Annotated in this window: 22 protein-coding genes and 1 pseudogene; 4 read left to right on the top strand and 19 right to left on the bottom strand. The window is 58.7% G+C overall.

The annotated features are described in order from the left end of the window. Positions 1-92 precede the first annotated feature (92 nt). The 8 genes and pseudogenes from ACYZT0_RS15925 to minC form a co-directional block, all read right to left on the bottom strand. Positions 93-2,249 (bottom strand): mechanosensitive ion channel family protein, encoded by a 2,157-nt coding sequence (locus tag ACYZT0_RS15925; RefSeq protein ID WP_462042056.1) that lies wholly within the window; start codon positions 2,247-2,249, stop codon positions 93-95. Between the two features lie 78 nt (positions 2,250-2,327). Then, on the bottom strand, positions 2,328-2,504 hold the full coding sequence (locus tag ACYZT0_RS15920; RefSeq protein WP_462042055.1) for a hypothetical protein: 177 nt from the start codon (positions 2,502-2,504) through the stop codon (positions 2,328-2,330). Positions 2,505-2,643: 139 nt separating this feature from the next. Beyond that, positions 2,644-3,933 (bottom strand): M18 family aminopeptidase, encoded by a 1,290-nt coding sequence (locus ACYZT0_RS15915; protein ID WP_462042054.1) that lies wholly within the window; start codon positions 3,931-3,933, stop codon positions 2,644-2,646. 106 nt (positions 3,934-4,039) lie between these two features. Further along, positions 4,040-4,595 (bottom strand): annotated as a pseudogene (locus tag ACYZT0_RS15910) (hypothetical protein); the annotation flags it as partial. A gap of 82 nt (positions 4,596-4,677) precedes the next feature. Continuing rightward, on the bottom strand, positions 4,678-5,313 hold the full coding sequence (locus ACYZT0_RS15905) for an RluA family pseudouridine synthase (protein WP_028941050.1): 636 nt from the start codon (positions 5,311-5,313) through the stop codon (positions 4,678-4,680). A 181-nt stretch (positions 5,314-5,494) separates the two neighbouring features. After that, entirely contained in the window at positions 5,495-5,749 is a 255-nt protein-coding gene (gene minE, locus ACYZT0_RS15900; RefSeq protein ID WP_007898843.1) for a cell division topological specificity factor MinE, read from the bottom strand. Beyond that, the gene (gene minD / locus ACYZT0_RS15895) at positions 5,749-6,561 is read right to left on the bottom strand and encodes a septum site-determining protein MinD (protein ID WP_462042053.1); all 813 of its coding nucleotides are present in this window, start codon (positions 6,559-6,561) and stop codon (positions 5,749-5,751) included. The genes minE and minD overlap by 1 nt, the downstream gene beginning before the upstream one ends. Positions 6,562-6,762: 201 nt before the next feature. Next, entirely contained in the window at positions 6,763-7,500 is a 738-nt protein-coding gene (gene minC, locus ACYZT0_RS15890; RefSeq protein WP_462042052.1) for a septum site-determining protein MinC, read from the bottom strand. A gap of 118 nt (positions 7,501-7,618) precedes the next feature. On the opposite strand from minC, the gene ACYZT0_RS15885 reads away from it, so the two are divergent. Both ACYZT0_RS15885 and ACYZT0_RS15880 read left to right on the top strand, forming a co-directional pair. Then, positions 7,619-8,551, top strand: a complete 933-nt coding sequence (locus tag ACYZT0_RS15885) for a lipid A biosynthesis lauroyl acyltransferase (RefSeq protein ID WP_462042051.1) — start codon at positions 7,619-7,621, stop codon at positions 8,549-8,551. Positions 8,552-8,586: 35 nt separating this feature from the next. Further along, on the top strand, positions 8,587-9,741 hold the full coding sequence (locus tag ACYZT0_RS15880) for a patatin-like phospholipase family protein (RefSeq protein ID WP_462042050.1): 1,155 nt from the start codon (positions 8,587-8,589) through the stop codon (positions 9,739-9,741). A gap of 84 nt (positions 9,742-9,825) precedes the next feature. Here the strand turns inward: ACYZT0_RS15880 and ACYZT0_RS15875 are convergent, their stop codons facing one another. From ACYZT0_RS15875 to puuE, 8 genes are all read right to left on the bottom strand, one after another. After that, positions 9,826-10,611, bottom strand: a complete 786-nt coding sequence (locus ACYZT0_RS15875; RefSeq protein WP_462042049.1) for an outer membrane protein OmpK — start codon at positions 10,609-10,611, stop codon at positions 9,826-9,828. A gap of 376 nt (positions 10,612-10,987) precedes the next feature. Continuing rightward, positions 10,988-11,773 (bottom strand): outer membrane protein OmpK, encoded by a 786-nt coding sequence (locus tag ACYZT0_RS15870; protein ID WP_462042048.1) that lies wholly within the window; start codon positions 11,771-11,773, stop codon positions 10,988-10,990. 90 nt (positions 11,774-11,863) lie between these two features. Further along, positions 11,864-13,222 (bottom strand): nucleobase:cation symporter-2 family protein, encoded by a 1,359-nt coding sequence (locus ACYZT0_RS15865; protein ID WP_462042047.1) that lies wholly within the window; start codon positions 13,220-13,222, stop codon positions 11,864-11,866. A 140-nt stretch (positions 13,223-13,362) separates the two neighbouring features. Further along, entirely contained in the window at positions 13,363-14,655 is a 1,293-nt protein-coding gene (locus ACYZT0_RS15860) for a urate hydroxylase PuuD (RefSeq protein WP_462042046.1), read from the bottom strand. 50 nt (positions 14,656-14,705) lie between these two features. Then, complete coding sequence (locus ACYZT0_RS15855) at positions 14,706-15,209, bottom strand: ureidoglycolate lyase (RefSeq protein ID WP_454836626.1); 504 nt, start codon at positions 15,207-15,209, stop codon at positions 14,706-14,708. Between the two features lie 139 nt (positions 15,210-15,348). Beyond that, positions 15,349-16,344 (bottom strand): allantoicase, encoded by a 996-nt coding sequence (gene alc / locus ACYZT0_RS15850; RefSeq protein ID WP_462042045.1) that lies wholly within the window; start codon positions 16,342-16,344, stop codon positions 15,349-15,351. An 88-nt stretch (positions 16,345-16,432) separates the two neighbouring features. Next, positions 16,433-16,948, bottom strand: a complete 516-nt coding sequence (gene uraD / locus ACYZT0_RS15845; protein WP_462042044.1) for a 2-oxo-4-hydroxy-4-carboxy-5-ureidoimidazoline decarboxylase — start codon at positions 16,946-16,948, stop codon at positions 16,433-16,435. After that, positions 16,945-17,871, bottom strand: a complete 927-nt coding sequence (gene puuE, locus ACYZT0_RS15840) for an allantoinase PuuE (protein WP_462042043.1) — start codon at positions 17,869-17,871, stop codon at positions 16,945-16,947. Before puuE ends, uraD begins: the two co-directional genes overlap by 4 nt. A 432-nt stretch (positions 17,872-18,303) precedes the next feature. Between puuE and uraH the strand changes: the two genes are divergently transcribed. Next, positions 18,304-18,657, top strand: coding sequence for a hydroxyisourate hydrolase (gene uraH / locus ACYZT0_RS15835; protein WP_462042042.1), 354 nt, complete (start codon positions 18,304-18,306; stop codon positions 18,655-18,657). 105 nt (positions 18,658-18,762) lie between these two features. On the opposite strand, the gene ACYZT0_RS15830 is transcribed toward uraH, so the two are convergent. The 3 genes from ACYZT0_RS15830 to ACYZT0_RS15820 all read right to left on the bottom strand — a co-directional run bounded on the left by ACYZT0_RS15830 (position 18,763) and on the right by ACYZT0_RS15820 (position 21,581). Further along, the gene (locus ACYZT0_RS15830) at positions 18,763-19,389 is read right to left on the bottom strand and encodes a LysE family translocator (protein WP_462042041.1); all 627 of its coding nucleotides are present in this window, start codon (positions 19,387-19,389) and stop codon (positions 18,763-18,765) included. 79 nt (positions 19,390-19,468) lie between these two features. Further along, positions 19,469-20,818, bottom strand: coding sequence for an NCS2 family permease (locus ACYZT0_RS15825; RefSeq protein WP_462042040.1), 1,350 nt, complete (start codon positions 20,816-20,818; stop codon positions 19,469-19,471). A 328-nt stretch (positions 20,819-21,146) separates the two neighbouring features. Next, entirely contained in the window at positions 21,147-21,581 is a 435-nt protein-coding gene (locus ACYZT0_RS15820) for a MarR family winged helix-turn-helix transcriptional regulator (RefSeq protein ID WP_462042039.1), read from the bottom strand. Between the two features lie 81 nt (positions 21,582-21,662). Between ACYZT0_RS15820 and ACYZT0_RS15815 the strand changes: the two genes are divergently transcribed. Beyond that, positions 21,663-22,829, top strand: coding sequence for an aminotransferase-like domain-containing protein (locus tag ACYZT0_RS15815; RefSeq protein ID WP_462042038.1), 1,167 nt, complete (start codon positions 21,663-21,665; stop codon positions 22,827-22,829). Positions 22,830-22,990: the final 161 nt, after the last annotated feature.

Here is a 22,990-nt window from a genome sequence, read left to right as displayed (position 1 = left end):
TTTTTGCCTGCCATTTGTAGCAGCTGTCGAGCCTGCGAGGCAGCTGCTACAGGGATCGAGTCTCGACGGTCTATCAGTGTGTGCCAGAAGGGTTATTCCACCACTGACCCGCCGCCCGCGGTGATCACTTGCACGCTCATGCGTGGTGTCGCCAGGTCGAGCCCGGCTTCATCCAGGTGCCGTTTGAGTGACAGGTTGAAGGCTCGGGAAACTTCCCACTGCTTGATCGGCGCGGTCTTGAACCGGGCACGAAGAATCGCATTGCCTGACTCGAAACTCTCGACACCCTGAATTTCCAGTGGCGACCAGATGTTGCGCCGTTGCAGTGGATCGGTGCGCATCTTCTGGCCTACTTCGCGCATCAGTTTGATCGCGTTATCGATGTCCATGTTGGAGGGTATCGCCACCCGGAAAATCGCGTAGCCGAATTCCCGGGAGTAGTTTTTGATGCTTTTGATTTCGCTGAACGGAATGGTGTGGACGATGCCATCGATGTCCCGCAGGCGCACGGTACGAATGGTCAGCCCTTCGACGGTGCCCAGGTGGCCGCCGACGTCCACGTAGTCGTCAATGGCCAGGGAATCTTCGATGATGATGAACAGCCCGGTGATCAGATCCGCCACCAACGACTGCGCACCGAAACCGATGGCCAGGCCGATCACACCGGCACCGGCCAGCAACGGCGTGACGTTCATGCCCATGTTCGCCAGGGCGACGATCAGCGCGATGATGAAAATCGCCACGAACAACACGTTGCGGATCAGCGGCATCATTGTCTGCGCGCGGGCATTTGCCAGGCCTTTGCGCGAGCGGGTGAGGGCGTGGTGCACGGCGGTGTCGCTGAGAATCCAGATCAGCCAGGCAAAAATCAGTGTGCCGCCGAGGCTGAACAGTTTGACGCTGACTTCATGGCCTTCGCCCTCGGTGAATGCGATCAGCGACAGGCCCCAGACCCGCAGGCCGAGTTCGATGAACGCCAGCCACACCACCAAATGAGCGAGGGTGTAGAAGAAGCTTTTCAGGCGATCCGAGTACAGCGCATGGCGCTTCACGCTGCGCTGCGGTTTGAGGGCGTGGCGGCGCACCAACCCGTTGATGACCATGCACAACACCAGCAACACCGTGCAGATCAACGACTGGCGCAGCGCGGTGCTGGTATCGCCAGCGGAGACGAACGTGGCGAATAGCGAGATGCCCACCAACACCAGTGCTGGTACGTACCAGAAGGTTCCGAGAATTTCGATCGTGTCGCTGAGCGCGCGACGGGTCAGGCGTCGGGACAGCGGTTGGTTGCGGATCAAGTGGGCGATGGGGCGACGGAACCGCAGGATGAACAACCCGGTGAACAGCGCGGCCATGACGTTAGCCACAGTTGCGGCGGTATGCGCCAGGTGACTGCCGAGGCTGGCGACCAGTCGCGGATCGTTCAAGGCTTCACCAAAGGCGGCGAAACTGCCGATTAGCCACAGCGGCCGAAAGGCTTGATGCCGCAGAATGTACAAGGCGCGGTGGCGGTGTGGGCCATCGAGCACGGAAAAGGCAATCACGCAGATTGCCGAAAAACAGGTGCCGACCACCAGCGCATAGGCCAACACCATGGCCAGGCTTTTGCCCAACGATGAGGGCAGGGCGTAACTCATGTAGACCGTCATCACCAAGGCAATCAGCCACGGCCCGAGTTTGCGCAGGGCGAAGCGCAACATGTCCAGGGCCTTGGGGTGCTGCGGCAGCTCTTCGGTCAGGCCAAAGCGCATCCGCACCCGGTGGCCGAGCCAGATCAGCGCGGCGGCGAGCAAGCTCCAGACCATCAGGATCATGGAGAAGGCAAAAATGATTGGCAGCCATTCATTGGTCGGCACAACTAGTGCTGCCAGTTCATCCTCGGCCAGTTCGAACTCTTGCGTCCAGCGCGTGAGCGGACTGTCGGCTCCGGAGAATTGTTTCTCGAATTTGGCCAAGGTGCCGCCGATCAGGCCCAGAACACCTTCTTCAGTGGCCGGCTGGGCTTTTAGGGTGGCCTCGCGCAGCTTCTTCAGGTCGGTCAGCAGCTGGGTCCGTTGCTGATCGTTCTCCAGGGATTTGATGACTTCGTCCAGGGATTGCCCCAAGGGCTCTTGCGCTTCTGGCTGGGATTTCGCCGAATGGTTAAGCAAGCCTGGCAAACCGACCGCCTGGGCGGGCGCCATTGGCAGCAGCGTCATGAGGCAGACAAGGACGAAACACGGCAGGGCAAAAAGACGAGCGAACACTAGGCGGTCAACCTCGGGATAAGCGGATCGATCAAGTGTACGAGGCCGTTAAAATCAATGCGAGCCAGGGGTGAGGATTTATTCGTTGAGTTTGGCGAGGATCTTGAAAACCACGGTGGCGAGGATCATCAACATGCCGATCCACATCGCGAACACGCCGGCGTTCTTGTCGCGAAAATTGAAACCGGTTGCCAGCATGATCATCCCGGCGAGAATCGGGATCAGCATGGTGTGAAACGGAGACATCGAGATCATGAGCGACTGCCTTGTCGAGGGGGGGTAGTTAAAGTCTAGGTGGCTTTTGGTGATCGGTGGTGAACACTGTAGGAGCATGGCTTGCCAGCGATGGCGTCCTTAAGATCGCCATCGCTGGCAAGCCATGCTCCTACACGGATTACGGCAACTCGCGGCAGGCGTAAAACGCGCTCAACACTTTGACCAGGTGCGCCAGATCATGGCTGCCGCACAACTCGCGGATCGAGTGCATGGCGAAGGTCGGCAGGCCGATGTCCACAGTGCGCACGCCCAGGTGGCTGGCAGTGATCGGGCCGATGGTCGAGCCACAACCCATGTCGCTGCGCACCACGAAGCTCTGCACCGGCACTTCTTCGGCCATGCACAGATGGCGGAAGAATCCGGCGGTTTCGCTATTGGTGGCGTAGCGCTGGTTGCTGTTGACCTTGATCACCGGCCCGGCGTTGAGTTTCGGGCCGTGGTTGGCATCGTGCTTGTCGGCGTAGTTGGGATGCACGCCGTGGGCGTTATCGGCCGAGACCAGCAGGGATTTCTGAATGGTCCGTACGAACTCATCACCTTCGGGCAACAAACGACGCAACGTTTGCTCGAGCATCGGGCCGTCGGCGCCGCAGGCTGAACAGGAGCCGACTTCTTCGTGATCGTTGCAGACCAGTACACAGGTTTCGTCGGTTTCGGTGGTCAGCAAGGCTTGCAGGCCGGCATAGCACGACAGCAAATTGTCCAGGCGTGCGCCAGCGATGAAATCGCCATGCAGGCCGATGACCGCAGCACTTTGGGAGTCGTAAAAGCTCAGCTCATAGTCGAGCACTACGTCGGCGTTCAAGCCGTGTTCGCGGGCGAGTTGATCGGTCAGCACGGCACGGAAGTCCACACGCTCGTCACCGGCAAATTGCGCGAGGATCGGCGGCAGTTCGGTCTGGGCGTTGATCGCCCAGCCCATGTTGGCTTCACGGTTAAGGTGAATGGCCAGGTTCGGGATGGTGGCAATCGGTGCCTTGAAGTCGATCAACTGGCTCTCGACCTTGCCATCACGACGGAAGGTCACGCGGCCGGCCAATGACAGGTCGCGGTCGAACCATGGCGCCAACAGTGCGCCGCCATAGACTTCGACGCCCAGCTGCCAGAAGCCCTGGCGTTGCAGTTCCGGCTGGGGTTTGACCCGCAGACACGGGCTGTCGGTGTGCGCGCCGACTAGGCGAATACCGCCATGCAGGGGTGAATGACGGCCCATCTTGAACGCGACGATCGAAGAGTCGTTACGGGTGACGTAGTAGCGACCGTTGGCTTCGGTGGTCCATGGCTCGCGCTCGTCGAGGCGTTGATAGCCCGCCGCTTCCAGGCGCTGAACAAGGCTGGCGGTGGCATGGAATGGGGTAGGGGAGGCCTTGAGGAAATCGATCAGGCCTTGGTTCAACTCTTCGCGCATAAGTAGCTCCAGACAGCAGTGGCGCAAGTTTAACGTATTGGCTCACGGCATTGCAGAGACAATGCCGTTCGGTGTGCGTCGGCTGCTGGTTGGCGAGTAGGATGAGTCAACCGGTGATCAGATTGCCATTGAGGAATACTTCGCGACGTTGCTTGCGGCCTACATATTCATGTTTGCTTGCGAGGTACACCTCGTTGAATTTTTCCATCGAGATACCGGGGATCTCCCGAACATAGTCGTCCACAAGGCGGTCATAGGCGGCTTCGGTGATGAGCTTGTAGATGTCCCGGCGATAGAAGAAGCCCAGCTGAAAACCCAAGGTTTCGCTTGGATGATTTGTCTGGCCGGCAAAGCAGTTTTCAAAGTCGGTCTTTGGTGTAACCGAACCCTTGCAGAGAAGGCATTTGTACGCCACGGCGCTGCGCTTCGAGCGTGTTGATCAGCTCTTCCAGCGGCCAGTCGAATCGGCCATTGCGCTGTGGTTTACCAAAGGTGACCCGCACTTTTGCCTTCAAGGAGTCCAGCGGTTGGACCTTGGCAAGCAGCGGCGTATCGCCGGAGGCCAGTGGCGCACTCGCACGGGTGAGCTTGCGGGCACGTCGCTTGTGAATAAGTTGCTCAAGTGCCTGCTGCGCTTCGGTTGAGGGTTGCGCGCTAAGGTTTTAACGCCATTTTCACGTCGATTTGTGACAAGAAATAAAAACGCCCTTCAATGGAAGGGCGTTTTTTTGGTTCAGCGGCTGCTTAGAAAGGAGCAGGACACTCGAAGCGCAAGCGTTCGCCGCTTTGCGGGTGAGTGAAGCTCAGCATGCTCGCGTGCAGGCACAGTCGTGGCCAGGCCGCCAATGCTTGCTCGTGGGCGTAGAGCCCGTCACCCAGCAGCGGGTGACCGATGGAGAGCATGTGCACGCGCAACTGATGGGATCGGCCGGTGATCGGCGTCAATTCGACACGACACCAATCGCCGCAACGCTCCAATACGCGCCAGAAGGTCAGGGCATGTTTGCCGAATTCATGGTCCACCACATGGCGTGGCTTGGTCGGCGGGTCGTAGCGCAAGGGCAGATCGATGCTGCCACTGTCCAGTTCCGGCTGGCCCCAGCACAATGCGGTGTAGGCCTTTTCGGTTTCGCGGTCATGAAATTGCCGAGACAGCTCGCGATGCGTGTCCGGGTCACGGGCCAATAGAATAATGCCGGAGGTTTCCCAGTCCAGACGATGGACGATTCGCGCTTCCGGGTAGCCGTTTTCTTGCAGGCGGGTAATCAGGCAGTCCTTGTTGTCATCGGCCCGGCCAGGGACGGAAAGCAGCAAGGTCGGTTTATCCACCACCAGTACGGCGGCGTCCTGATGGATGATGCGGATGTTGGACAACGGCATTAAAACAGCCTCGTAACAAACGCCAACGGCGGCTCAGGCCCTCGCACTCTGTAGGAGCGAAGCTTGCTCGCGAACGTATCACCTCGATCTATCAGATACACCGAGTTGTCTGCTTCGCGAGCAAGCTTCGCTCCTGCGAAGTGCCAGGAGGTCTGAGCCGCCGTGGCTCCTGTCTGATCGACTAGCGGTCAGGCAGGGTGATATTGAGTTCCAGAATCGAGCAGCTGCCCTGGTTTTCCAGAGCGACGTGCACGTCATCGGACCCGATATTGACGTACTTGCGGATCACCTCGACCAATTCCTTCTGCAGGGCTGGCAGGTAGTCCGGTGTACTGCGCTGGCCGCGTTCGTGCGCCACGATGATCTGTAGACGCTCTTTCGCTACCGACGCGGTGCTGACCTTTTTGCTGGCACGAAAGAAGTCAAAAAGATTCATTATCTACCTCCAAACAGGCGCTCGAAGAATCCCTTCTTCGTTACATCGAGAAAACGATGCTCCACGGTTTTGCCCAGCAGTCGATCGACCGCATCGCTGTATGCCTGACCGGCATCGCTCTGGTCGTCGAGAATCACCGGCACACCCGAGTTGGAAGCTTTGAGTACCGCTTGGGATTCCGGAATGACACCCAGCAGGGTGACGGCCAGAATATCTTTGACGTCTTCGACGCCGAGCATTTCGCCGTCACTGACCCGTTGCGGGTTGTAGCGGGTCAGCAGCAAGTGCTCCTTGATTGGGTCTTCGCCCTTTTCGGCGCGGCGGGACTTACTGGCCAGCAGGCCAAGCATGCGGTCCGAGTCACGTACCGAGGACACTTCCGGGTTGGTCACGACGATCGCTTCATCAGCGAAGTACATGGCCAGGTGGGCGCCTTTCTCGATGCCGGCCGGGGAGTCGCAGACCACGAATTCGAAGTCTTCTTTCAGCGCCATCAACACCTTTTCCACGCCTTCCACGGTCAGCGCGTCTTTATCGCGGGTCTGGCTGGCGGCCAGTACGTAGAGGTTTTCAAGGCGTTTGTCTTTGATCAGGGCTTGTTGCAGGTTGGCTTCGCCGTTCACCACGTTGACGAAGTCATACACTACGCGGCGCTCGCAACCCATGATCAGGTCGAGGTTACGCAGGCCGACGTCGAAGTCGACGATGACTGTTTTGTGGCCGCGCAGTGCGAGGCCGGTACCGATAGCAGCACTGGTGGTGGTCTTACCCACACCACCCTTGCCGGATGTAACCACGAGAATCTTGGCCAAGGTGTTTCACCCCTAAGGAAAAAGGACATTTAGCCCCTGAAAAACATCTCTAGAAAAACTACTGCAGTCGGACAGCCTTGGCTGGAATCCGGCCCAGAACGGCGCTTACCTCGGGTAAACACTGCTTATGGCCTTTTTCCTACTTCGTTTGAGCCGTTTTCGCTACGTTTTAGAGATGCTTGGAAAATGCGGCAGTATCCGTTAAAGCCGAATGATGTTCAACACATCGCCTGACAGGCTGATCTGTACGCCCGCGCCCCACATAGGGTCGCGACGCAGATCCTCCGAAACCTTGTAGTGGCCTGCGATGGAAACCAGTTCAGCGCTCATTTGCTGACAGAAAATCCTGGCTTTCGTGTCGCCTTTGACGCCGGCCAGCACACGACCGCGCATCGGGCCGTATACATGGATGTTGCCATCGGCGAGAAGTTCCGCCCCCGGGCTGACCGACGAGATCACGACCAGATCGCAACCCTGGGCATAAATCTGCTGGCCACCGCGTACGGGCGACGTGATGATCTTCGTTGGTTTGATGGTCGGTTCCGGCGGTTTTTCCGGTTTTTTCGCAACGACGCCTTCGTGCGGGTCAAGCGCACGTTCCCGGGCGCCGGACGGTGGCAGCACCGGCAGGTCGACCGCGATGGCCGCGGCGATGTCTTCAATGCGGCTGGCACGGATCGCCAGGGTGCGCAGGCCATGCTGGCGGCAGACGCGCATCAGGCCCGGCAGATCAACTGCGCCTTCGCTGGCCGGTAGTTTGTCCAGGGCCAGCACCAGTGGCGCGTTACTGAAGAAGTTAGGCGCCTGGGCGACTTTGGCGGCCAGTTGACGATCAAGGTTCTCGAGGTCGTTACGGGCCAGTTCCAGCACCGTAATGGCGAGCATGCTGCCTTTCAGCTGGAACACGGGATCTTGGTCTAGCGGTTCGGTTTGGCTCATGGTCGGCATACAACGACTTGTCACTAAAAGTGCCGAGACTTATAACGAGAACGCCCGCGAGCCGCAAGCCGGCTCGAACGATGTAGAATGCGCGGCCATCGTCTTTCCGGAACCTTTAATGGATCGCCCGCGTTTTCGAACAACATTTCTTTCTCCACGTTTCTGGCCGCTGTGGTGTGGCTTGGGGCTGTTGTGGCTGATTGTCCAGTTGCCGTATCCGGCGTTGCTGATAATCGGTCGCGCCCTGGGCGCATTGATGTATCGAGTAGCGGGCGACAGACGGCGCATTGCCAAGCGCAATCTCGAACTGTGTTTCCCTGAAAAAACCGTGGCCGAGCGCAAGCGCCTGCTCAAGGAAAACTTCGCCTCCACGGGCATCGCGTTTTTCGAGATGGCAATGAGCTGGTGGTGGTCTCGCGAGCGTCTGGCGAAACTGGCCCATGTCGAAGGGTTGGAGCATTTGAAAAAGGCCCAGCGCGACGGCAAAGGCGTGATCCTGATGGCCATTCATTTCACCACGCTGGAAATCGGCGCGGCGTTGCTCGGCCAGCAACACACCATCGACGGCATGTACCGCGAGCACAAGAATCCGTTGTTCGACTACGTCCAGCGCCTGGGTCGCGAGCGGCACAACGTCGACTCGCTGGCGGTGGAACGCGACGACGTTCGCGGCATGCTGAAATTGCTGCGGGCCGGCCGGGCAATCTGGTACGCGCCGGATCAGGATTATGGCGCCAAGCAAAGTATCTTCGTGCCGCTGTTCGGGATTCAGGCCGCGACCGTCACCGCCACCAGCAAGTTTGCGCGGTTGGGCAAGGCGCTGGTAGTGCCGTTCACTCAGGAACGTCTGGCTGACGGCGGCGGTTATCGACTGGTGATTCATGCACCGCTCGAGAGTTTCCCCGGCGAGACCGAAGAGGCCGATTGCATCCGCATCAATCAGTGGATCGAAGGCGTCTTGCGCGAATGTCCGCAGCAATACCTCTGGGCTCATCGCCGCTTCAAGAGTCGCCCACCGGGCGAACCCAAGTTGTACGCAAAACGCGGTTGAACCACCGATCCCGATAAGCACCATGGAGTGTTGCGATGAGTCCTGCTGAACCGGTTACAGGGTTGATTCTTTCCGGCGGCGGGGCTCGGGCGGCCTATCAGGTCGGTGTGCTGGCGGCGATTGCCGAGCTGCTGCCGGTGGGCGCAGCAAATCCGTTTCCAGTGATCGTCGGCACCTCGGCCGGCGCGATCAACGCGGTCAGTCTCGCCAGTGGGGCGATGGACTTCCGTAGTGCGATTCTACGTCTGACAGCCTTCTGGCAGGGCTTTCGCAGTCATCTGGTGCTGCGCAGCGACTGGCCGGGCGTGATCCATCAGGCCAGTCGTTTTGTCAGCCACAGTTTGCTGGGGATTGGCGCTCAGGTGCCGGTGGCCTTGCTCAACAGTTCGCCGCTGCGCGGATTGCTCGATGACAAACTGCAGTTGAGCGGGATTGCCGAGGCCATTGCACAGAAGCAGTTGCAGGCGGTTGCGGTGACCGCGTTCGGCTACGAGTCCGGTCAGGCGGTGACCTTTTATCAGGGCGGCGGCACTATCAATGCCTGGTTGCGCCATCGGCGAATCGGCGTTCCCACGCAATTGACCGTCGATCACTTGCTGGCCAGTTCAGCGATCCCACTGCTGTTCGCGCCGGTGAAAATCGGTGAAGAGTATTTCGGCGACGGCGCGGTACGCCAGTCGGCGCCGATCAGCCCGGCGCTGCACCTGGGCGCCAGTCGAGTGCTGGTGGTGGGCGTCAGCGGCAACCCCCGCGGCGTCGACCCGGAACAACCGCTGCTACGTGCTTACTCCGGTCAGCAACCCACCCTGGCACAGATCGGCGGGCACATGCTCAACAGTACGTTCATTGACAGCCTGGAAAGTGATATCGAGTTGCTGCAGCGACTCAATCAGTTCAGTCATCTGCTGCCCGATGGCACGCCGACACGCGCGCTGGGTGTAGCGCCGGTGGAGGTGCTGGTGATTTCGCCGAGTCAGCCGATCGACGAGATTGCGGCGCGGCATCGGCAGGAGTTGCCGGCGGCGCTGCGCCTGTTTCTGCGCGGTCCGGGGGCGACCAAGACGAGCGGGGCGGGGGTGCTGAGTTATCTGCTGTTCGAGTCGGGGTATTGCAGCGAATTGATTGATCTCGGGCGGCGGGATGCGTTGGCCAAGCGGGATGAGTTGTCGCGGTTTTTGGGGTTGTCATAAAACAAAGATCGCAGGCTGCGCCAGCTCCTATCGGAACTCGTATCCTTGTGGAGCTGGCGAAGGCTGCGAACTGTTGACTCTAAATCAGAAGTGGAGCTTCACCAGCAAGCTTGTGGTGCTTTGATCGGTCTTGAAGAACTGGCTGTCTTTAATCCCGTACTTGTCCGACCAGTAGTCGTACTCCACACCGACATACAACTGCTTCTCGCCGATGCTCAACGCCTTGCCCAAGTCGTATTTGACCTGTGGGTTGAAGTGCAGGTTGGCGTGGTAGTCGCCTTTGGCGTTGGAGTCGTTGTCGACCACCCAATCCATGAAACCATCGATCAGGATGTTCGAATCGCCGACCGGGATGGTGTAGGACCAGGCCGGGGTGATTTGCCACACGTTGTCGCCTGGACGGCCGCCTTCCGTGTGACGCTGGTAAAAGTTCAGCTGGAAGTAATCAAAGCCCGGGATCGCCAGGTCGAAACCAGGACCGATCAGGTAGGACTCGGTATCGCCTTCACCGAACTCGTAGGTCATGGCCAGCAGGACGTCTTTGATCGGGCCGAATTCGATTTTCTGGTCGAGGACCTTGCCCAGGGAAATTCGTGGGCTGAACTCACCGTAATAGGTGTTCGGGCCGACGTTGAAGTCCTTGTCACCGTTGTAGAAGATCTTGTCGACGAAGAAAAAGTTGTCCCCATATTTCCATGCATCGGCATGCTCGAAGGTGACCGTCTGCTGAATGTGCGGGTTGACCTGGAAATCCTTGCCATACAGGTAGGTCAGGCTGTTGTTCTGCCATTGCAGCAAGTCGCCGGCCATGGCCTGGCCCCCCGCCAGCAAAGATCCCGCCAGCATCAAGCTAGTGCACGTACGTTTCATTCGGTTGCTCCCAAAAAGTAGGTGGTTCCACGTTATTTTTCTAAGGTCGGCGCTCTGGTGTGGCGCCTTTTTCTGTCGCTGTAATAAATTATCCAATCGGTCAGCTTCAGTGCTGTTAGCAAGAGCTGAGCCAAGGCTTTTGAGAAGCAAAAAAACGCCCGCTCGGCTGCTCAAGAGCAGTCGATTGAGAGTGGTTTTGGAGTGCCTTGGTACCGTCCAGAACCGGGATAAGTTGGCTTTCTGGTCAGGAATTAAATCTGGGCTTTTTTTTAGACCAGATTCGGGCGGCCGCGGAGAATACTGACTCCTTGGCCAGGTCTCAAGTGCCCCGCAACAGCGCACCGACGGCAGGTTTGGAGCACGGTTGCGGGCCATCTTAAAAGTGCACCTTCACCAGCAGGCTGGCGGTGTTTTCGTTAGTGTCCAGGTTCGAGCTGTTTTCGACCCCGTACTTGTTCTTCCAGTAGCTGTATTCGGTACCGACGTAGACCTGTTTCTGGCCCCAGCCCAAGGCTTTCCCGAGGTCGTATTTGAGCTGCGGATTGATGTGCAGGTTGGCGTGGTAGGTACCGCGGGCGTTCTGATCGTTGTCGATCACCCAGTCCAGGTAGCCGTCGAACAGCAGGTCTGAGTTGCCCAATGGAATGCTGTAGGACCAGGCCGGCGTGATCTGCCAGACACCATCGCCGGGGCGCGGGCCTTCGGTCTGCCGACGATAGAAGTTCAGGGTGAAATAGTTGAAGCCCGGCACCGCGAGGTCGAAACCCGGGCCGATCAGGTAGGCTTCGCTGTCGCCTTCGCCGTACTCGTAAGTCATCGCGAGCAGTACGTCCTTGATCGGGCCGTATTCGAAGCGGCGGTCGAGGATCTTGCCGAGGGACAGGCGCGGGCTGAACTCGCCGTAAAAGGCGTGAGGGCCTTTGTTGCGGTCTTCCTGGCCGTTGTAGAAGATCTTGTCGACGAACAGGAAGTTGTCGCCGTACTTCCATTTGTCGGCGTGCTCGAACGTCACCGTCTGCTGGATCGACGGGTTGATTGCGAAATTCTTGCCGTACAAATAGCTCAGGCTGTTGGTCTGCCACAGCAATAAGTCGCCGGCCATGGCTTGGCTGGCGGCCAAAAGACCACCGCCCAACAGCAGGGTTGTCTGTGTCCGAATCATCTGTTGCTCCCTCTTGTTTTTATTGTTTGAGGCACAGGTGTGGCCACTGTGGGAGCAACTGCTCCCACAGGTTGTATGTCTTTTAGTGTGTCAAAGCGGGTGGGTGTGGCAGTCGTTGATGGCCGCGCGTTCGCTGCCGCCAAGAATGTTGAACAGCAGGTTCAGCGACAGCGCACTCAGCGTCGCCATGGCGATTCCGCTGTGGGTGATCGGGCTCATCCACAGTGGCAGGTGGGCGAAGAATTCCGGACGGACCACCGGAATCAGCCCCATGCCGATGCTCACCGCCACCAGTAACTGGTTGCGACGGTCACCGATGTCGGCTTCCTGAAGAATCTTGATCCCGGTGGCGGCGACCATGCCGAACATCGCAATGGCCGCGCCGCCCAGTACGGCGGGTGGAATCGATGCCACCAGAAACGCCGCTTTCGGCAACAGGCTCAACACCACCAGCAATCCGCCGGCGACGATGGTCACCGAACGGCAGCGCACGCCGGTCATTTGCACCAGACCGATGTTCTGGGCGAAAGAGGAGTGGGTGAAGGTGTTGAAGAAACCGGCGAAGAACGAGGCGCCGGCATCACACAACAAGCCGCGACGCAGCATGCGTGGGCAGACTTCCTGGCCGGTGATTTTGCCCAGCGCCAGGAACATCCCGGTGGACTCGACGAAGATGATCACCACCACCAGGCACATCGAAAGAATCGGTGCCAATTCAAACTTCGGCATGCCGAAATGCAGCGGGGTGACGATTTGCACCCAGGGCGCCTGAGCCATGCCGCTGAGGTCGACCATGCCGATCAGTCCGCAGACCACGTAGCCGAGGCCCATGCCGATCAGCACGGAAATGTTGACCCAGAAACCGCGCATGAAGCGATGGACCAGCAGGATGGTTGCCAGCACCAGCGCGGCGATGGCCAGGTAAATCGGTGAGCCGAATTCAGCGGCGCCAGCACCGCCACCGGCCCAGTTCACGGCCACGGGGAACAGCGACAAACCGATCGAGGTGATGACTGTGCCGGTCACCAGAGGCGGGAAGAAGCGCACCACTTTGGACATGAACGGGGCGATGATCATGCCGAAGAACCCGGCGGCGATGGTCGCGCCGAAGATCCCTTGCAGACCGATGCCCGGCATGCCGGCCATGGCGACCATGCTGCCGACGGCGGCGAAACTGGCGCCCATCATCACCGGCATGCGGATGCCCATGGGGCCTATCCCTAACGATTGCACGATGGTGGCGATCCCAGCCACCAGCAGGTCGGCGTTGATCAGGAAGGCGATTTCTTCACGACTCAGGCCAGCGGCCTGTCCGATGATCAGCGGCACCGCGATGGCTCCGCCGTACATCAGCAGAACGTGTTGCAGACCGACCAGGATCAGTTGCAAAAGGGGCAAACGCTGAATAGCGGGTGCGTCGGGGATGCGCGCTTCGGATAGCTCGGACATGCAACACCTCGGATCTTTTTTATTCTTGTGATTGTGTGCATCAGGTGGACCGCGTCGCGGCCATTCGAGGGCAAGCCTCGCTCCTACAGATCCATATAAAACCTGTAGGAGCAAAGCTTGCTCGCGAAGCTTTTCAACGCTTAATTGGTCGGAGCTCCCTGAACAATCCACGCGCCGATCAGGTCACGTTCCTGCTGGGTCATCTGGGTGATGTTGCCCAGTGGCATGATCTGGCTGGTGACGGCTTGCGCCTGAATGCGAGCGGCGTTCTGACGAATCTGCTCGGGAGTGTCGAACATCACGCCGGCCGGTGCGGCACTGAACAGCGGGCTGGTCGGTTTGGCGGAATGGCAAACCGAGCAACGTTCCTGGATCACGCTGTGCACCTTGTCGAAACTCGGTCCGGCGTTTGCAGCCTGAACCGGCGCTTCAGCAGGCTTCGCGGCGGCAGGTTTGGCACCACCGCCGAGAGCGGTTTCCGGCAGCGGCTGGTACTCGATGGTGCCAGGTGCCTTGGCTACTTCAGGCGCGCTGGGCATTTGCGCCGGGCCAGTCACGTAAGCCAGGCAGATCATGCCCACTGCCGCGACGGGCAAGGTCCAGGCGAACTTATGGCTGTTGTGGCGGGTGTTGAAGTAGTGACGCACCAACACCGCCAGCACCGCGATCCCGGCCAGGATCAGCCAGTTGTACTGGCTGCCATAGGTGCTCGGGAAATGGTTGCTGATCATGATGAACAGCACCGGCAAGGTGAAGTAGTTGTTGTGCCGCGAACGCAGCAAGCCTTTGGCCGGCAGCGCCGGATCCGGCGTGCGGTTCTCGGCAATTGCCGCCACCAGCGCGCGCTGAGCCGGCATGATGATGCGGAACACGTTGCCGACCATGATGGTGCCGATGATCGCGCCGACGTGCAGGTACGCACCCCGACCACTGAACACTTTACTGAAGCCGTAAGCGGCGCCAATGATCAGCACGAACAGGATTGCGCCTAGCAGGGCAGGGCGTTTGCCCAGGGCCGAGTCGCAGAGGAAGGAGTAGACGAACCAGCCGACGAACAACGAGGCGATGCCCAGGGCAACACCTTCAGGGCCGGTCAGGCTGCTGCCCGGTGCCAGCAGGTACAGCGTCGGATTGGAGTAGAACACCACGCACAGCAGTGCGATCCCCGATAGCCAGGTGAAGTAGGCTTCCCATTTGAACCAGTGCAGGTTGTCCGGCATGGTCGGTGGAGCCAGTTTGTATTTTTCCAGGTGGTAGATACCGCCGCCGTGGATCGCCCACAAATCGCCCGCCAAGCCACTTTTCGGGTTGACCCGATTGAGGTTGTTTTCCAGCCAGACGAAATAGAACGACGCGCCGATCCAGGCCACGCCAGTAATCATGTGAACCCAGCGTATGCTCAGGTTCAGCCATTCGAACAGATGTGCTTCCACAGTCTTTACCTCTCGCCTTTCACTCTGTTGTCGAGTGATCAGACCTTCTCTTATTGGTGGGGGGCAAGGATCAAACACTCATCCTCTTTGAAAAAATGCTCATCGCAGTTGTTGCCTGTGCCACTGCGATCAACCACCAGGAAGTCATCCCGCTTTTCGATCGTCAGCACCGGATGGTGCCAAACGCCGCGATGGTAATTAATGCCCTGCCTGCCGTTGGTGACGAAGGCGCGGACCAAGCCTGATACAGGTTCATCGCCAAGTGGCGCGACCACGATCAGAAAGGGGTTGCCGAGCAGCGGAATGAAAGCCTGGCTGCCCAGCGGGTGACGCTCCAGCATGCACACGGTCAGCGGCATGTCCTGCGCGTCGGCGCGGAAGATGCTGATGATCGCGTTGTCCTCTGGCGTGGCGGTTTCAACCGTCGCCAGTTTGTGAAAGCGCATGGTCGAACCGTTGTTGATCATGAAGTGATCGCTACCGTCGGTTTCGATCACGTCACCGAAAGGGGCGAAGGCTTCTTTGGTCAGCGGTTCAATCGTCAATGTGCGCATGCTGGTCTTCTTTTCGTTGAGTTTGATCGTTCCCACGCTCCGCGTGGGAATGCAGCCCGTGACGCTCCGCGTCACATCCAATGCGGACGCAGAGCGTCCGGTGATGCATTCCCACGCAGAGCGTGGGAACGATCGGGTGTTATTTAGCGACTCTGCCAAGGACGCGCAGGCGGCTCACACCACCATCCGGGAACACGTTCAGGCGGATGTGAGTGATGGGGCCCAGTGCCTTGATCTGCTCGGCGAAGGTGTGTTCAGCGTGCATTTCCAGTTTCTGCGCTGGCAGCAATTCGCGCCAGAACAACGATTGGGTTTCAATCTGGCTGTCAGTACCGCCCTTGACGAAGGCGCCCTGGATCGAGCACGTGTCCGGGTAGTTGCCTTTGAAGTGCAGGGTGTCGACGATGACTTTCTCGATTTCGCCGGCATGACCCAGCGCGACGATGACCCAGTCATTGCCAGGGGTACGACGACGCGCGGTTTCCCAGCCGTCGCCCATGTTGATGCCACGGCCCGGGTTAAGGATGTTGCTCATACGACCGAAGTGTTCGTCGGAGCAGGCGAGGGCGCGGCCGCCGTTCAGCGCTGCAGCCAGGTCAACCTGTTCGTTGTCGCCCACAGCGGACCAGTCGCGGAACGGAATACCGTAAACACGCAGGCGGGCCACGCCACCATCCGGGTAAATGTTGAAGCGCAGGTGGCTGACGGCCTGGTCGTTGTTGATTTCGTGGAAGTGGTGGCTGTTGCCTTGCAGCTCGACGGCCGACAGCACTTCAGTCCACTGGGTGCTTTCGTCCGGCTCGCCTGAGGCCAGGAAGCACGCTTCCAGAGAGGCCGATGGCGGGAAGTTACCGGTGAAGAATGAAGTGTCGATGTCCACGCCTTTGATCGAACCCGGTACGCCCAGGCGAATCACCGCGCTGTCGTAGCCTTCGAAGCGCTTGCGGCGCGACTCCCAGCCGTCCATCCACTTGCCGTTGTCATCGAACACGCCTTCTTTCCACACAGCCGGGGTCGGCTGGAACAGGCGGTTGGCATCAGCGAACCAGTCATCGGTGACCGAGATGATTTTGGTGCCCAGACGGGCGTCGGCCAGGTTGACGAACTTCTCGAAAGGTACGGCGTGAGCTTTCATTCTTCTTGTCTGCCTTTAATAAGTTGGCTTGGGATGCTTCCAGGGCCATGGGCGCTTTTCGCGTTTAAGAACGCTCGGGCCAAGGTTGCTAGAGAGTCAGTAATCGGAACAGGGCGATCTTGTTGATCTCTGCCAGCGCACATTTGAATTCGGTATCTGCCGAGTTGCGAATGCGCGTTTCGAACGCTGCGAGGATCTGATGCCGGTCGCTGCCTTTTACCGCCATGATGAAGGGAAACTTGAACTTGGCTTTGTAGGCGTCGTTCAGCTCGGTGAAGCGAGAAAACTCTTCGGCCGTGCATTGGTGAATACCCGCGCCAGACTGTTCTTGGGTGCTGGCTGCGGTAAGCTGGCCCTGAACGGCGGCTTTGCCGGCCAGGTCCGGGTGAGCGTTGATCAGGGCCAGTTGGCTTTCATGATCGGCGCTCAACAGGATGTCGCTCATGCGCTGGTGCAGGGTTTCGATCTCGTCGATCGAAGCGTCCTGACCCAGGTCGAAGGCCTTTTCGGCCACCCATGGCGAATGTTCGTAGATGTCGGCGAAGGCGGCGACGAAGGCATCGCGGCTCAGGGTCGAGGGCTTCAGGATTTGAAAGTGGCTCATTTTGCGGCCCCTTGGTAAGGGTGGGTTTCGTGCCAGTGGCGAGCGATGTCGACGCGACGGCTGAACCACACCTGTTCATGACTTTTAGCGTACTCGATAAAGCGTTTGAGCGAGGCCAGACGCGCCGGACGGCCGATCAGACGGCAATGCAGGCCGATCGACAACATCTTCGGTGCTTCGGCGCCTTCGGCATAAAGTACGTCGAACGCGTCTTTCAGATACTCAAAGAAATCATCGCCCTTATTGAAACCCTGGACCTGGGTGAAGCGCATGTCGTTGGTGTCCAGCGTGTACGGAATCACCAAGTGCGGCTTGCCGGTCGGATTGTTCGGTTCCCAGTACGGCAGGTCGTCGTCGTAGGTGTCGCAGTCGTAGAGGAAACCGCCTTCTTCCATCACCAGACGACGGGTGTTTGGGCCAGTGCGGCCGGTGTACCAGCCCAGTGGGCGTTCGCCGGTGATTTCGGTGAGGACGCGGATCGCTTCGAGCATGTGCTCGCGTTCCTGCGCTTCGTCCATGTACTGGTAGTCGATCCAGCGATAGCCGTGGCTGCAAATCTCGTGGCCGGCATCGACCATCGCGCGGATCACGTCCGGGTGACGCTGGGCGGCCATGGCCACGGCGAAGATGGTCAGCGGGATGTCGAATTCCTTGAACAGTTTCAAAATCCGCCAGACGCCGGCACGGCTGCCATACTCGTAAAGGGATTCCATGCTCAAGTTGCGCGCGCCTTGCAGCGGCTGCGCCGAGACCATTTCCGAGAGGAAGGCTTCGGATTCTTTATCGCCATGCAGGATATTACGCTCGCCACCTTCCTCGTAATTGAGCACGAAGGACAAGGCGATGCGGGCATTGCCCGGCCAGTGTGGGTGAGGAGGGTTACTGCCGTAACCGATCAGGTCGCGTGGGTAGTCAGCGCTCACTGCAGTCTTCCTTCTTATTCGTTCGACTTGTTCAAGGTCAGGGTTGTGTGGCGACCTACCAGTTTGATGACAAGCTGGCGTCACAGCGATGGACTGATTGTATACAACTTTATATCCACTTTGTAAGCCTGATTTTTTGCATTTTTCACTGACTGTCATCTTCACATGATATTGCAAGAAACCTGCCTGATTGGTCAGCTAATGGATGGAAGGTCCTTTGGTCTTATGGTTCGACGCCAGATTCGGTACGAATCCACGTGTAGCGTACATCGTCGTAAAAATGTGATTTTTATTGTGTACAATTTTTTTGAAAAGTGTCTTAATCAGTCGCTCACCGCAACTTTTCGTGCTCCGAATCGGTGCGGTCTCCTTTCAACTGACTTCGGGAGGCGCGAGGTCTGACTGCTCCAAGCAGGCAGGCGCGCAGAATCAATGGGACGTTTAACTACACACGTTTTGGACGCTGCACACGGTTGCCCGGGCAGCTCGATCAAGGTCGAGTTATACCGTGTTGAAGGTCCGCAGCTGGAATTGGTCGCCACTGCGATGACCAACAGCGATGGCCGTGTCGATGCACCGCTGCTGCAAGGCGATGACTACCGCTCCGGGGTCTATCAGGTTCAATTTCATGCGGGCGATTACTACCGCGCCCGTGGCGTTCAGCTGCCGGAACCAGCGTTCCTGGATGTAGTGGTGCTGCGGTTCGGCATCTCTGCAGAACAGGATCACTACCATGTGCCGTTGCTGATCTCGCCGTACAGCTATTCGACCTACAGAGGAAGCTAGGACTTTCCCCCCAGAATCCTGCGCATATAGCTTCTTTGGTCTTTCGCCCGCTCACACTGCGGGCTTTTTTTTGCCTGTCGAAATGTGGCGTTGCCCGCGAAGCTTTCAGCGGCTCAACAGAGAGGCCGCGCCCGCACCACTGAACAACCCCGCACTGATCCGGTTAAACCAGTTCTGACCCTTGCCACTGCGCAAATATCGCGCCGCCCCGTGGGCACCCAGCCCATAAGCCAATTTGCACAACAGATCCAGCACGGTCCAGGTCACAATCATCACCAGCAACTGCGGTAGGAATGGTTGCTCGGCGCTGAGGAACTGCGGCAGGAAAGCAGCAAAGAACAGAATGTCTTTCGGGTTGCTCGCGCCCAGCACAAACGCGCGCCCGAACAGTGCGCGAAAGCGTGGAACCGGTGCGGCCTGGGGCACTTCAGCGCCGTGGGAGGGCTGACGCGATTGCTGCCAGCTCTGCCAGGCCAGGTAGAACAGGTACAGCGCACCGACGATCTTCAGGGCACTGAACAGTTGTTCCGATGCCAGCAGCAAGGCGCCCAAACCCAGCGCCGAAGCACTGAGCAAACAGATCGACGCAATCACGCCTCCCAGAAACGCCGGGTACGAACGGCGCAAACCGTAATTCAGACTGTTACTGATCATCAGCAAAGACAGTGGCCCAGGGATCAGGATCACCACCAGCGCAGCGCCGCTGAACAGCAGCCAGGTTTCCAGACTCATCACTTTCCTCCATATGCACAAAAGCCTCACCCGACGGGGTGAGGCTGTTTTGAAACACTGTTTTTGAAACGTAAACGGCTTACAAGAAAATGAACTTGGCGATGAAGATCGCGCAGAGCACCCACAAACTGACGGAAATTTCCTTGTGCTTACCGGTACAGGCCTTCAGTACCACGTAAGTGATAAAGCCCAGCGCAATGCCGTCGGCGACCGAGAAGGTCAGGGGCATCATGATCGCGGTGACGATCGCCGGAATGCTGTCGGTTGCTTCGTCCCATTCGATGTGCGCCATGCTGCCCATCATCAGCATCGCCACATAAATCAGCGCGCCGGCGGTTGCATACGCGGGGATCATGCCAGCCAGCGGCGCGAAAAACATTGCGGCAATAAATAGCACACCTACGGTCACGGCGGTAAGACCAGTCCGACCACCTGCGGCTACACCCGCGGCACTTTCCACGTAGCTGGTGACCGGCGGAACGCCGACCATCGCACCGAATACGCTGGAAGCACTGTCGGCTTTCAGGGCACGGGAGAGGTTTTCGATCTTGCCGTCAGCATTCACCAGACCGGCGCGCTGGGCGACGCCCATCAAGGTGCCGGCGGTGTCGAACATGTGCACGAAGAGGAAGGCCAGCACCACGCTGATCATGCTGACGTTGAACACGCCAGCGATGTTCATGGCCATCCAGGTCGGTGCCAGGCTCGGCGGGGCGGACACGAGACCCTCGTAGTGCACCAGGCCCAGGCCCCAACCTGCCAGGGTTACGGTGATGATGCTGATGAGGATCGCGCCGAACACTTTGTGGTAGCTGAGCACAGCGATCATCAGGAAGCAGATGGCTGCCAGCAGTGGGCCAGGTTCGCGCAGCGAACCGAGCTTGATCAGGGTAGCCGGGCTGTCGACCACGATACCCGCGGTTTTCAAGCCGATCAGCCCCAGAAACAAGCCCACACCGGCGCCCATGGCAAAGCGCAAACTGACCGGAATGCTATTGAGCAGCCATTCTCGGATCCGCGAAAAGGTCAGGAACATGAACAGCACACCGGAAACGAACACCGCACCCAGAGCGGTTTCCCAGTTGTAGCCCATGGTACCGACCACGGTGTAGGTGAAGAAGGCGTTCAGGCCCATGCCTGGCGCGAGGCCGACTGGCCAGTTGGCGTACAGGCCCATCAACAGGCAACCCAGCGCGGCGGCGATGCAGGTGGCGACGAACGCGGCACCGTGATCGATCCCGGCGTCGGCCATGATGTTGGGGTTGACGAAGATGATGTAAGCCATGGTGATGAAGGTTGTCAGACCGGCAATCAGCTCGGTCTTCACCGTGGTGCCATGCAAGCTGAGTTTAAAGAGGCGCTCCAGCCAGCCATTGCGTAACGGCGGCGAGAGTTCCAGCGTTGGGGCTTCTGATTTACGGCTTTCCACAGCGAATACTCCTCAAGAGTTTTATTGTTATTTCCAGGGCCGGACCCATGAGGGTGGCAGCGGCCCTTTGAGGCACTTGCGAATTTGTTGACTGCTTGGTCAGGAACTCGCACGAAGTGGATTATGCTTTTGTATACAAATAAAGCAAATAATGTTTTTGATTTTGTAGACGAAAAGTTTGGCAATAGGGATATATCGCCGGGAAGGACGCCTTCGCGGGCAAGCCTCGCTCCTACTGAGGATGTGTCGTTTGCCGGGTATGGGAACGACTCAATCCCGTAGGAGCGAGGCTTGCCCGCGAAGGCTTACTGAAGGTCGCTTACATCTTCTACTGGTTCTCGCCAAGCGCCAGGTTCACCGCCAGCCACCCATTCACCGCTGTCTCCCCAGCCTCGGCAAACACCCGCTCGAGCAATTTCACCTGCTCACGCCGCAACGACTGCTCAAACCGCGCGCCATCGTCGGTCAGTTCCAGCAATCGCTTACGCTTGTCGGTCTCGGACGCGACGCTGTTCACCAAATGCATTTCCACCAACTGCCGCAGCGGAATGTTCAACGCCTGCTTCGTCACCCCGAGCAACGCCAGCAGTTCCTTGACGCTCAGGTTCGGGTAGCGGGCGATGAAAAACACGATGCGTTGATGCACCCGGCTCAAGCCGCGACGCTCGAGCATTTCGTCGGCCTTCGCGGTGAAAGCCTGGTAACCGAAGAAAAACGCTTCCATCGCTTGTTGCTGAGTACTGGGGTTTTTAAGGTCAAGCATGTTGACGTATCCATCCGGTCTGTCGTAATTTCGGTCAATCAGTTTGACTCATTTTCCTCAGGCCTCGCTACCGGTGACCCCATGGCATTTTCCGAACGTGTCTCGCGCCTTAAAAGTTCTTTGATCCGTGAAATCCTCGCCGCCGCCCAGCGCCCGGAAGTGATGTCGTTCGCCGGCGGCTTGCCGGCCGAAGCCATGCTGCCGAAAGTCGAGTGGGCCGACATGCCGTTGTCCATGGGCCAATACGGGATGAGTGAAGGTGAGCCAGCGCTGCGTGAAGTGCTGGCAGCAGAGGCGCGGGCGCTGGGCGTGCCCTGCGAGGCGAGCCAGGTATTGGTGGTCAGCGGTTCCCAGCAAACCCTCGATCTGGCGGCCAAGCTGTACATCGATAAAGGCACCGAGATTTTGCTCGAGGCGCCGACTTATCTTGCGGCCTTGCAGATTTTTCAGCTGTTCGGCGCCGACTGCATCACTGTCCCGCTGGACGTCGATGGCCCGAACCTGGCGCAACTGCGTGCTCGTCTGGAAAAACACCGTCCGGCGTTCATCTATCTGATCCCCACCTTCCAGAACCCGTCGGCCGTGCGCTACAGCGAAGCCAAGCGCGATGCCGTGGCCGCCTTGCTCGACGAGTTCGGCGTGACCTTGATCGAAGACGAACCTTACCGTGAATTGACCTTTGACGGCGGCAGCGCCACACCGATTGTCAGTCGCTTGAAAAAGGCCAGTTGGATCTACACCGGCACCGTGTCGAAAACCCTGTTGCCCGGATTGCGAGTCGGCTATCTGATCGCCAGTCCGGACCTGTTCCCGTATTTGCTGCGGCTCAAGCAATCAGCCGATCTGCACACTAATCGCGTCGGCCAGTGGCAAGCGCTGCAATGGATCGGCACCGAGAAATTCCAGCATCACTTGAGCGAGCTGCGGGACTTCTATCGAATTCGTCGGGACGCGTTCCAGTCAGCTCTGGAAATGCATTTTGCTGATTTGGCGGACTGGAACGTGCCCGAGGGCGGGCTGTTTTTCTGGCTGACACTCAAGCAGCCGCTGGACACGCGGACGTTGCTCAAGGCTGCATTGGCAGCGGATGTGGCGTTCATGCCGGGCGAGCCATTCTTCCCCGAGCCAGACAACAATCCAGGGCATCTGCGACTGAACTTCAGCCACATCGACCCGGCACGGCTGGACGAAGGGCTCAAACGGCTGGCAGCGGTGGTGCGTCAGGCTCAAGCGGCGAAAGCGGCCTAAAGGCAGAAACAAATAAACCGGCGCAAGGGCCGGTTTATCTTTGTCCGAAATTTGCGGTGTACTGACGTACGCCTTCGCGGGCAAGCCTCGCTCCTACAGAGGTTACGCGGACCCTGTAGGAGCGAGGCTTGCCCGCGAAGAGGCCATCAATCACACCCCAA

The organism is Pseudomonas sp. ZS1P83 (genome assembly GCF_054897825.1).
This window is presented reverse-complemented; position numbering and strand designations above follow the sequence as displayed.

What these genes read in the sequence shown, in the direction of transcription:
- ACYZT0_RS15920 (WP_462042055.1), bottom strand. Translation starts at nt 2,504, where the DNA reads ATGATCTCGATGTCTCCGTTTCACACCATGCTGATCCCGATTCTCGCC.
- ACYZT0_RS15915 (WP_462042054.1), bottom strand. Translation starts at nt 3,933, where the DNA reads ATGCGCGAAGAGTTGAACCAAGGCCTGATCGATTTCCTCAAGGCCTCC.
- ACYZT0_RS15905 (WP_028941050.1), bottom strand. Translation starts at nt 5,313, where the DNA reads ATGCCGTTGTCCAACATCCGCATCATCCATCAGGACGCCGCCGTACTG.
- minE (WP_007898843.1), bottom strand. Translation starts at nt 5,749, where the DNA reads ATGAATCTTTTTGACTTCTTTCGTGCCAGCAAAAAGGTCAGCACCGCG.
- minC (WP_462042052.1), bottom strand. Translation starts at nt 7,500, where the DNA reads ATGAGCCAAACCGAACCGCTAGACCAAGATCCCGTGTTCCAGCTGAAA.
- ACYZT0_RS15885 (WP_462042051.1), top strand. Translation starts at nt 7,619, where the DNA reads ATGGATCGCCCGCGTTTTCGAACAACATTTCTTTCTCCACGTTTCTGG.
- ACYZT0_RS15880 (WP_462042050.1), top strand. Translation starts at nt 8,587, where the DNA reads ATGAGTCCTGCTGAACCGGTTACAGGGTTGATTCTTTCCGGCGGCGGG.
- ACYZT0_RS15875 (WP_462042049.1), bottom strand. Translation starts at nt 10,611, where the DNA reads ATGAAACGTACGTGCACTAGCTTGATGCTGGCGGGATCTTTGCTGGCG.
- ACYZT0_RS15870 (WP_462042048.1), bottom strand. Translation starts at nt 11,773, where the DNA reads ATGATTCGGACACAGACAACCCTGCTGTTGGGCGGTGGTCTTTTGGCC.
- ACYZT0_RS15865 (WP_462042047.1), bottom strand. Translation starts at nt 13,222, where the DNA reads ATGTCCGAGCTATCCGAAGCGCGCATCCCCGACGCACCCGCTATTCAG.
- ACYZT0_RS15855 (WP_454836626.1), bottom strand. Translation starts at nt 15,209, where the DNA reads ATGCGCACATTGACGATTGAACCGCTGACCAAAGAAGCCTTCGCCCCT.
- alc (WP_462042045.1), bottom strand. Translation starts at nt 16,344, where the DNA reads ATGAAAGCTCACGCCGTACCTTTCGAGAAGTTCGTCAACCTGGCCGAC.
- uraD (WP_462042044.1), bottom strand. Translation starts at nt 16,948, where the DNA reads ATGAGCCACTTTCAAATCCTGAAGCCCTCGACCCTGAGCCGCGATGCC.
- uraH (WP_462042042.1), top strand. Translation starts at nt 18,304, where the DNA reads ATGGGACGTTTAACTACACACGTTTTGGACGCTGCACACGGTTGCCCG.
- ACYZT0_RS15830 (WP_462042041.1), bottom strand. Translation starts at nt 19,389, where the DNA reads ATGAGTCTGGAAACCTGGCTGCTGTTCAGCGGCGCTGCGCTGGTGGTG.
- ACYZT0_RS15820 (WP_462042039.1), bottom strand. Translation starts at nt 21,581, where the DNA reads ATGCTTGACCTTAAAAACCCCAGTACTCAGCAACAAGCGATGGAAGCG.
- ACYZT0_RS15815 (WP_462042038.1), top strand. Translation starts at nt 21,663, where the DNA reads ATGGCATTTTCCGAACGTGTCTCGCGCCTTAAAAGTTCTTTGATCCGT.